Origin of the sequence: Candidatus Magnetaquicoccus inordinatus (genome assembly GCF_004217665.1) — a bacterium.
Lineage (GTDB): Bacteria > Pseudomonadota > Magnetococcia > Magnetococcales > Magnetaquicoccaceae > Magnetaquicoccus > Magnetaquicoccus inordinatus.
This window is the reverse complement of the sequence record NZ_RXIU01000037.1, coordinates 1-11,639: the sequence shown is the minus strand read 5'-3', so window position 1 is coordinate 11,639 and position 11,639 is coordinate 1. Positions and strand designations below refer to the sequence as shown.

Below are 11,639 nucleotides of genomic sequence, written 5' to 3'. Positions count from 1 at the left end.
CTGGGAGGCATTGGAAAAACCGGCTTGGTTATCTTTTGATGATGTGAGCAACACCTTTTCGGGTGTTGCCGATGCGGTCGGCACCTATACGGTACGTCTGAAGGCGAGCGATGGTGAAGGCAGTGCCTATGATCTTTTTACCATTCGTGTGGTTGATCAGAACAAGGCGCCAACAGTACAAAACAGCGTCGCCAGCCAAAGTGGTATCCAACAGGGAGATACGGTTTTCTTCCAGTTTGCTGCCAACACCTTTGCTGATGAAAACAGTGTTGCCGGGGCGGCTTATACCGGGGATAGCCTGAGCTATGAGGTGAGTTTGCTGGGACAGGGCAGTGCGCATGCCCTGCCGGATGGTTTTTGGCTGCAATTTGATGCCGATACCCGTACCTTTTCCGGTCAACCGGGTAACGATGATGTGGGAACCTGGAGTGTTCGCCTGACTGCCATCGACACCTTGAATGAGAGTGTTTCCACGACATTTTCCTTTACGGTGGAGAATGTCAATGATGCGCCGACTCTGGAACAGGCGTTGGAAGACAAGAGTGTGGTTTTGGGTAACTCTTTCAAATATACCATTCCCAGCAGCGCTTTTGCCGATGTGGACAGCCAATATGGGGATAAGCTGCACTATACGGCTACCAACCTGGAGACCGACAGCGAAGGCAATTATAAATCATTACCCAGTTGGCTGCAGTTTGATGAACAGACCGGTACCTTTAACGGCACCCCGACCAGTATCGATGAGGTGCAATCCACCTATATCCAGGTGTCGGCCATCGATCAGAGTGGTAAAAGTGTCTCCGATACTTTTCGCTTGCAGGTGGCGAAGGACAGCTCTGGCATTCTGCTCGACAGCAAGGTGGTGGGGCTCAACTATGTGATCAAGGATGTCAACAATGCGGTGGTGCATCTGACCGCTGGTGACTCCGGGCTCTATAAGACGCAAAGCGATGGTTCGTTCCAGTTCAAAAACACCACCGACACCATCCATTTTTATCTCGGAGATCCCAATAGCGGCATCTCTCTGGGTTCGGCCAAGGCCGATAGCTATATCACCCCGATCGATCTGGCGGGCAGCAGCAATACCACTGCCTTGACCAACATGTTGCGTCTGTTGCAGAGCCTGGACGCGCAAGGAAGCACTGCGGATGGCATTCAGATTGACAGCACGGTTTTGACCGCCTCCAACGGTAAGAGTCTCAACTTTTCGTTGACGGAAAGTGATTTTACCGTACAGGCCAATCAATATCTGACCGCCATGAATACGGCTCTTGGCGTGCCCAACAAGCTCAGTTTGGTCTCCTCGGAGAGCGCCTGGAGCCATTTTATCGGCACTTTGGAGAGTCTAAACAGCAGCAGAGATCCGCAAGGGGTGCTCGGCAGTGAGGAGCCGTTCAGCCAAATTGCCATCCAAGACAAAGCCTTCTCCTATCAATTGAGCCCCTCTCTGTTTGGTTTGAGCAGCGTCAGGAGTTATACTGTGCTCTCGCTGGATGGCAAAAAATCGGGTGCAGCGGCTTTGGCTGGAACCTGGTTGAGCTTTGATACCCAGACGGGTCTGTTTTCCGGGAAGCCGGGCAACAGTGATGTGGGGGCACAAGCCTTTATGGTGGTGGCCCAGGGTGCCGGTAAATCCACGGTCAGTCAGTTGGTCGATTTTACGGTTCTCAACGTCAATGATGCGCCCAGTTATCTCTCGGGAAGCATCCAAAAACAGAGCACCTTGGCCAACAAGGATTTTGTCTACAAAATTCCTGGCACCGCTTTTACCGATAAAGATCTTGCCTTTGGCGACAAGCTGACCTACAAAGCGCAACTGTTGGTCAATGGTGTGGCGCGGGATCTGGCGACTACAGACTGGCTGAAATTTGATGCTGATAACGGTATTTTTACCGGCACGCCCACCTCTACCGGTAATGTGCTGGTCAAATTGATCGCCACCGATAACGCTGGTGCTGCCGTCTCCTCGGTCTTTGAGATTGATGTCACCCGCAGCAATAGCGCCCCGGTTTTGAATAAAACGATTGGCAATCTGACGGCGACCGAAGATGGGTTTTTCAAATTGCAATTGGTCAACAATGTCAGCGATGCCGATTTGCTGAATGCCACCGCCGGAGAGGCGTTGACCTATGCAGCGAAAGTGACCGGCAGCAACAACAACAATCTGGGCTGGTTGACCTTTGATCCTTTGACCCAAACCTTCAGTGGTACTCCTGGTCGCAACGATGTAGGCAGTCTCAATATCACTCTGACGGTCACCGACAAGATGGGGGCCAAGGTTTCCGATACTTTTGTTATTGATGTCAAGGGGGTGCACCATACCCCGACATATGACAGCACCCACTATTCCGTTGAGAGTCAACTGAGCAACAGGACGGTCAAGGAGGGAGATTCGTTAAACTTCAAACTGCATCCTCAGACCTTTATTGTCGATCCGGGCGATAAGTTGCAGTATACCGCACTGGTCAAACTGCCGGGGGAGAGCTCTTTTCATGCGCTTGATTCCAGCATAGTGGGGTTGACCTTTGATGGCGAGTCGGGAACCTTTACCGGTAAACCAAAGGTTGCAGGGGCGTTGGAGTTTCAGATCACTGCCACCGATACCAGCTTTACTGGGGCGAACAGTACCACAATCAACTTTACCATGAATGTGGCGGCGGTCAATCATGCCCCACAACTGGATTCGCAAGTCAGTCTGGCCAATGTTGCGGTTTCCGATGGTCTGACTACCCCTTACACCTTCAATTTGCCGACAGCCCATTTTGTCGATACCGATGCCAATGATCATCTGGCCTTTACGGCAACCCTGTTGACAGGAGGGGTGTTGCCCAGTTCCTGGCTGACCTTTAATCCGACGCAGCATACCTTTACGGTTGCGGCTGGTGCGGGCGGTTATTTGGGCAATCTGGGTATCAAGGTGACCGCCACCGATGATGCCAGACTTTCGGTATCCGACAGCTTTTATCTGACGGTGACCCATCAAAACCATGCCCCAAGCTTGAACAGCGCCTATTTGCCTGCCCGGATCATCACCAACGATAAAGCCACTCTTTTTCAATTGGATAGTCGGGCCTTTACCGATGTCGATGCGGGCGACAAGCTGACCTATACCTATAAGGTGATGAGTGGGGGGAGCGATATTACCAGCAGCGCCACTTGGTTGAGTTTTGATGCCAACACCCGTTCGTTTTCACTAAGCCCCACCACATCCACCACGGCATCGGTGAGTGTGGTGGTCACGGCCAAAGACAGCTATAACGCCACTACCGAGGGCAGTTTTGATCTTACCTTGATCAATAGCAACCATGCTCCGGTGTTGGGAACGCTGACCGGTTATAAGAGCCAAACCTTGAGCTTTGATAGCACTAACGAGCGCTATCAGGTGGAGATTCAGGCTTTGGAGAGTCGGCCCACCTCAGGCTCCACCGTGGCCGGTATCTTTTATGATCAGGATGCCAATGATCCTCTGGCGGTAAGCGCAGTCAATGCCTTGAACAATACCGCTTTGCCCTCCTGGCTGCACAGTGATTATAGTACCAGCAGCGGTAAGATGCTCTTCTGGACCACCGCCGAAGAGTTGGCGGCGGTTACCTCTACTGCCAGTTCGCTTTCGGTCAAACTGGTGGCCAAGGATCAGGGAGGCTTGAGCATCTCAGACAGCTTCAGCCTGACTATTCCGGCAATCAACAAAGCACCATTGGTCAAGGTGTTGACCCCGGATCAAGTGTTGACAGAAAACAGTGTCAAGGTGATCCAACTGGCCAGCAACACCTTTGCTGACCCCAACCCCGGCGATACCCTGACGGTAATGGCCAAACTGCTCAATCAGTCTGGCAGCGAAGTGGCTTTGCCCTCCTGGTTAAAGTTTGACAGCAAGGCAATGACCTTTACCGCTCTGCCCACTGCCGGCAGTATGGGCAGTTATACGATTGTCCTCACGGCAACCGATAGTGGCACACCCAGCAAGTCGGTGAGCGACAGCTTTGTCATCGATGTGCAACATGTCAATACTGCTCCGGTGGTGGCCAATCCCATCGGCAAACTGACCATTCAGCAAGGGGTGGAGTTTACCCATACCGTTACTGCAGCAGGCAGCACTGGTCTTTTCAATGATGCCGATTTGGGTTTGTCTGGGATTACCGAGCAGTTGAGCTATGCGATCAGCAAACCGGCGTGGCTGACCTTTACCGTCAATTCTGACAATACCCTGACCTTTTCCACAGCCTCCGACAGCCTGAGCAATGAGGATGTGGGGAGTTATTCGGTGACCCTCACAGCCACCGATGCGAGCGGGGCTAAAATTTATGAGATCATCTCGCTGACCGTTGCCGATACGCCTGAACAACCGCTGTGGCTGAAACCGGTTGCTTCCGAAGCATTGGCTCTCACCATTGGGGAAGATTTTTCCTTCACCATTCCCAGCGACAGCTTTATGGATCCTGATAAAGGGGATGTGGTGAGCATCGAGCCGGTGGATATGCCTTCATGGCTCCATTTTGATGCGCTCAGTCAAACCTTCAGCGGTATTGCGCCGACTGGTACAGCGGTTGGTGATGTGATCGTCACCATGAATATCAAGGATCTTTCAGGTCAATATGCCGAGACGAGCGCCAGCTTTACTATCAATCTGCAGAACCTGAATCATGCCCCGGTGTTGACGGTAGAGGGGCAAGAGGTGGTTTCTCAGCAGGCAGATGAGACACATCCCCTGTCGCTGACAACCGCCACTTGGTTTACCGATATTGATAGCAACGATACCCTGACCTATAGTGCCAACCTGGATGGGGAAGAGTTGGATGCAATTGCCAATGCCTGGCTCTCCATCGACAGCGATACAGGTTTGTTGAGCACAGGGGATCTGACCGGTGTGACTGGAACCCATGTGCTGCGGGTGACCGCGACCGATAGCTCGGGCAGCAGTACTGCTGTTGTTTTCCAGATGGTGGTCAACAATCAGGCTCCTGTGGCCGTGGATCCCTTCCTGGAAAATATGGTTTTGCAAACCGGTGAGCTGTTGTATGTGAATGTCAGTGACTATTTCACTGATGCTGATCTGAGCGGTGGCGATCAACTGGAGTTTTCCGCCACTGTGAACAGTACTACCTCGCCCTCCTGGCTGCATCTGGAGAATGGCATTTTGTCTGCTTCGAGCAGTGAATTGGCAGCCAATCCAGGAGCATATCAGATCGAGCTGACTGCTACCGATCTTTCCGGAGCCACTGCAACCGGTAATGTGACGGTGTTTGTCGGCAATCATGCCCCCACTATCAACTCTGCTTTATTGCCTGATCGCAGCCTGGATTTTGGCGATAGCTTCAATTTGACGATCTCTTCTTCGCTCTATGGCGATGTGGACAGTTGGGATCTGGGCAATCTGAGCTATACCATAACCGGCATTGACGGGGGTGCCTTGCCCTCCTGGCTTACCTATGATGCCAACAGCCATACCGTGAGTGGGACAGCCTCCAGTGATTATGCCGGAGCAACCACTGTGGAGCTGCATGTCACTGATATGGCTGGAGTAAAGAGCACCGAGCAGTTTGTGCTTACGGTAGAAAATATCAATGATGTGCCGCAGGTCCATACCCCATTGCCCGACCAGACCATTTTTGCCGGGCAGAGTTTTTCCTTTACTATGGATGCGGCGACCTTCAGCGATGCGGATCTCCCCTATGGCGATTCCTTGAGCTACAGCGTCTCTGGGCCTGCTTGGCTGCAGTTTACCCCCTCTGGAGATTCCATTCTCCTTTCAGGTGTAGCACCCACCGGCAGTGGCAGTGCGACAGTGACAGTGTTTGCCGTTGATCAAGCTGGGCAATCGGTCTCAGACAGCTTTACGGTGACCTATCTTGCGCAAGAGGCGGTCTCCTGGAGCTCTTTGAGTCGCAGCATCTGGAACGGTGGCGCCGAGGGAGAAAATCTGGCCATAGACAGCCATGACAATGTCTATATCTCTGGCAACTTTTTTGGCAATGTGGCTCTTGATTTCGGCCCCGACTCCTCTGAGTTTGTGCGCAGTGGCGCCGATGCGGCGTTGGTGGAACAAAGAGATGTCACCGGTCATCTGCAGTGGGCAGTAGAGTTGCAGCAGATGGGCAGCGGCCATGTCGATGCCGGGATGTTGAGCCTCTCCACAGAAAATGGCCATGATTACCTGTATAGCATTGGCCGTTTTGCCGGTTCGCTGGATGTGGATAGCGATGGAATAAGCGATATTACCAGCAGTTTGACCAGCAGCACGGGACGAGCTTCCAATGATCTCTATGTGTTGAAAATAGATTCACAATATGGAGATATCGTCTGGAAAGCAGCGGTAGGTGATGCCAATAACCAGGATGGTGGTGTGATCCTGGTCAACGGCGACAGCGCTGTGGTTTTTGGTGTGACCCAGGGCCAGACCTTAAATCCCGATGGTACTCTGCCGCAAAATCTATTTGCCCACTCCCTCTCCACCAGCACTGGACAGAGTACCGGTGTCAGCGATGTCAATATTGCCTGGTCAGCAGACAAGTCTATTGAAGGGGTCAGTCTGGATCATGCCGGTCATCTTTTTGTGGTCGGCCAGCAAGCAACCTCGTTGAACAGTGGCATGGGCTATGTAACCTCCATTGATCTCGCTACCGGCAGTATCGCCTGGAACAAGAGCTTTGCAGGTACCAATGTTGCGGTCACCGATCTGATTAGCGACGGTGCGGGCCATCTCTATGTCGCGGGCACCTTTGCCAACTCCATCCATTTTGATGATGGTACGACCAGTGGCCAGACCATCGAATCCTCTTCGGAAGCCAACAAGGGCTTTGTTGCCCGTCTGGATGGCAGCGGAGTGGTGACCTGGGCAACCGCTATTGGTCTTGAAGATCCCATCAACCTGGATCAACGACTCTCACTTGTCCTAACCGACACTGGTTTGTTGGTGGCTGGTACCAATAGCGTCTCCGACTCAACCGGTTTTCATGAGCATGCCATCACCTTCTCTTTGGATCTTGAAGGGACGGTGCTGTGGCAACAAGAGATAGAGGGTAATCAAAGTCGGATCAACGATCTGGTGGTGGATAGTCAAGGCAACCCGATTATCACCGGTAGCTTGTCAGGGCAAAACTTTATCGGTTCCAGTGCAGATCAAAGCAGCCTGAAGATTGTCAATGGCGGCCAAGAAGAGCAGATGTTTGTGGTCAAATTGGAGGGACAAACCGGCAATCTTCTCGATTCTGGAGATGATGTGGTGACCATCTCCGGAGAGGCTTTGTTGGGTGAGACATTGACGGCTATGGTGACCATCCATGGCTGGTCCGCCCAAGATCTGCTGCCTCTCTTTGAATGGGGGTATTATGATAGTGGTGAAGTCTGGCAGCCTTTGACCAATAACAACAGCAACCCGGCTGAATATGTGGTGACGACAGCGGCATTGGGACAGGCAATTCTGGTTCGTGCCTATGATGATAATGATTATAACTATGAGCTGGAAAGTGCCGCGACCGCCGTGGTGACTGTGGGCAATCATGCTCCCGAAGTGCATGATTTTGCGCGTGCTGGCAATGCCACAGACTGGTTCCGTTTCAAAGCAGATGCCTTTTCTGGACACGTTGCGGATCAGGATGGCGATAATCTGGTTTCGATCATGATCGACCAGTTGCCGAGTGCAGCAGCGGGTGTGTTGCAACTGCATGGAGTGGCAGTAGGTATCGAACAGGAGATCGCTTTGGCCGATCTCAATGATCTGGTTTTTGTGCCCACGGCTGGTTGGACAGCTCCGGTGCAGTTTAGTTGGCAAGCTTTTGATGGACAAAATTGGTCCTCCCAAAGTGCGGTGGTTACCCTCAATCCAGCCGCAGTACCGGCGACAGGAACAGTGGGTTGGTCGGCTGCCCATATGGGCATTTCGGGAGTTCCGGGTGGTTCCTATGGTCTCGATCTGGCGGTAGGTGGCGGATCGGTCTATGTGGTGGGTGGCTATCAAGGTTCGGTACAGGCGGCTGCGACGACACTGCCCATGAGTGCGACCAGTAGTGGTTTTCTGCAAGGATTCAGTACCGGTGGCAGTTGGAGCAGCACTGCTTTGGCCGCCAATGGTGCCGCCACTATAACCGGTATCCAGTTTGTCAACGAAGGGGCCAATAACTATCTGTATGTTTCTGGCACCTTTTCTGGCACCCTCAATCCGGGAGCTGGCAGTGGTCGGGAGTTGACCAGTGCCGGTGGTTTGGATCTCTTTGTGGAAAAATTTACTACCAGTGGCACTCTGCAATGGGCGCAGCAATTGGGTGGTACTGGCAATGAAAATGGGCAAATTGTCAAGATTGACACTGCTTCTGGTGTTTTGCAGGTTGGATGGGGCAACATGGTTGATCCCTATGCCATCTCTGGTGCAGAGGCCCATTTAACGCAGTTATCCATTGTGGATGGTGCAGTTGGCAGCAACACAGTGATGAGCACGGAAGGTTCGATCAACACGACCATGGTGGATACCATCCGCTCGGTATTGTTTGACAAAACCGGCAATATGGTAGTGATGGGCAACCATACGCTCGAAAATGGCTCTGTTGTACCCTATGTGGAAAAGATCGGTTCCGATCAAAGTTTGTGGTACAAGGTGCTGAATAATTTTAATTCTGTTTCAGATACAGGTGCTGCAATCTCTGTCATGGCCACCGATATGGTGATCAATAAATCCGGCAATATCTATCTGACCGGGATGATGAGCAATGGCAAACTGTTCATCGAAAATCTGGACGGCAAAGGCGAGCAGCAGTGGCATCGGGAATATGCAGGCAATGTGACCCAGGTTGCCATGACCATGGACAGCAATGGTGAGTTATATCTGACTGGCAGCTTTGTCGGTCAGGCGCATCTGGGTAATACCTTGAACAGCGTCAACGGCGGCTCTGATATTTTTGTCGCCAAATTGGATCATGATGGTCGTCCGCTTTGGGCCCGTTCCTTTGGCGGGCAAGGCATGGAGCAGGCCGGAAATATTACCGTTGACAGCTCCGGCAACATCTATGTGACTGCTACGGTGGCGGGCACTGCCGATCTGGATCCTGGTTCGGGAAATCTTTCGGTCAACACCGGTTCTGATTTGCATTCTGTGGTGCTTAAACTGAACAATGCCGGTATGTTGGACCATCTGCCGAGCGGTTTGGTTTCGCTGAGCATAAGCGGCTCTACCTTGACCGTCAATAGCCAGTTGAGCGATGCCGATGGTCTGCCTGCAGGCACGATCTCCTATCAATTGCAGGAATCTCCCGATGGAAGCACCAACTGGTATAATGAGGGTACACCGGTTATAGCCAGTTCGGTTTCTGGTGCTGGCACGGCGACAATGTCAGCGCCGTTCCTGCAATCTGGTCAGATTGAGATGGGTTATACCCGTGTTGTGGCCAGTTTTACCGATGCCCTTGGCATTACCGAATCTGTTGGTAGTAATGTTTTGCGGGTGGATTATAACTATGGCATATCCACAACAGACAGCTTGGCCCTGGGGGCCAGCAAATCGGGGATGATCAACTATCAGGGAGATAGCGATTGGGTCTCGATCTCCCTGCAAGCGGGACAGAGCTATACCTACCGTTTAAGCAGTATGAATCAGCAAGCAATACCGGAATTGTTGTTGCGTGATGCCAGCGGTCAGATTGTGATGGCAACAGAGAGCAGCAACGCTGGGGTCGCGGAGCTGATCTTTATGCCGTCGAGCACAGGCACCTATTTCCTGGAAGCTCAGTTCCAACATGGAACGATGGGACAACAATATACCCTGCAAAGTGTCTACAACTTTGCGCCGACCTTGAGTCAATTCACCTCTTCGGTGGCACAGACCGGGCAAGAGGCCGAGAGTGTGATTACCTATGCCGACCTGTTGTCGCATAGTGATGCTGCGGATGCCAACAATGACCTCTCCTCCTTTGTGGTCCAATCGGTTCTCTCTGGAACGCTGAAAATTGGTGGGGATATGAATACGGCCACAGCTTATCAAGCTGGGGTCAATGATACCATCGATGCCACCCATCATGCCTACTGGACTCCAGCGCAGGGTAGCATCAATGCAATCAATGCCTTTACCGTGGTCGCCAAGGATGCTGGGGGCTTGCAATCGACTACACCGATTGCGGTTCCGACGACGATTCTGGTGCTCAATGATGCTCCCTCCTTTGTGCAAATCAATCCCAATATAGCTCAGGGCAAGAGTGTTGTGGGTGTTTCCCTGAATGGAAACGATCCGCAATGGGGTGTAGCAAAGCTGGTTGATGGTTCCTATGCGGAAAATGGCAATCCCAGTGATTATTGGTTGTCGCCCGAAGATGGCAGTTGGGTGCAAGTGGATCTTGGGCAGTCGCATCTGATTGACAAGATTGATCTGATCAATACCCACAATGGTGGCAGCAACGAACGCAGCACTCAAAACTGGCGGTTGCAGATTTTTAATGCCGATAGCATTCAAATCTATACAGTTGACGGAACCATGGCGAACACAGGTGCTTTGCAGCTTCCTGCGGGGGCGCCATTGCCGGTGACCACAGTGGACATACCGGACACTATGGATGGTCGGTATGTGCGCTTTACCGTGCTTACGCATTATGATGCCGGTGGTGGTTTGAGTGAATTGCTGGTTTATGGGGCAGCTCAGGCTCCTTCCTACGTTGAAAACAGTCAGCCTGTGGCTTTGCTGCCCACTCTGCACCTGCATGATCCGGAATTGGATACTGCAAACAATTATGATGGTTCCACTTTGACCTTGGCGCGCCAGGGTGGTGTGAACAGCGATGACCATTTCTCCGCAGCGTCCGGCTCTTTGCTTGATGCTCTGAATGAAGGTGGTGGTTTGTTCTATGATGGTCTGCAGATTGGTGTGGTGGTCAGCAACAGCGCTGGTATATTGGAGTTGCGTTTTAACGACAATGCCACTGCCTCATTGGTAAACAGCATTTTGCCCTTGATCCAATACAGCAATGCGGCGGTAGATCCGAGCAATCAGACCGTAGCAATCGATGTCATCTTCAATGACGGCAATCTGGGCGAACAGGGTAGTGGTGGCGCCCAAACAGTAACCCACACGGTCAGTGTGGCGGTCAGCGGTGACAATATTCCCACCAATCATGGTGCTTCGTTTGCGCTTGCTTCCCACAACATTGCCCTGAACAAAACTGTTACTGGTGTGAGTTATAACGATTCCTATGCACCAAGCAAAATTGTCGATGGTTCAGCACTTGAGGCAACCAGTCCCGGTGACTATTGGTTGACTCCAGATGCCAGCACTGGTTCGGCGCAGATCAATCTGGGTGGTGTGCATTCGATCAACAAGATTGAATTTTTGAATACCCATAACAGTTTTGTCAATGACCGCACGACCCAAGACTGGTCATTGCAGATTTTTGATGCTGCGATGCAGGTGGTCTATTCGACATATGGTACGCAAGGTGATTTGAATCTGGAAGCGGGGATGGAGATTCCGGTCAATACGCTGACCTTTGCGCCGGTGCTTGGGCAATATGTGCAGTTTAATGTTTTGTCTTACTGGGATTTGGGCGGTGGTCTCAGCGAGTTGCGGGTGTTTGAAAACGCGCCACTCTATGTGGAAAATGGGAACGCCATCAGCTTGAGTCCCACCTTGACCCTGCATGATGCAGAGCTGGATGCTGTTGACA

1 protein-coding gene is annotated in these 11,639 nt (G+C 52.0%); it reads left to right on the top strand.

Annotated features, from left to right (window positions below; genetic code table 11):
- A partial coding sequence (locus EJP87_RS04925) for a putative Ig domain-containing protein (protein ID WP_193771144.1) occupies positions 1 to 11,639 on the top strand: 11,639 nt, incomplete at both ends.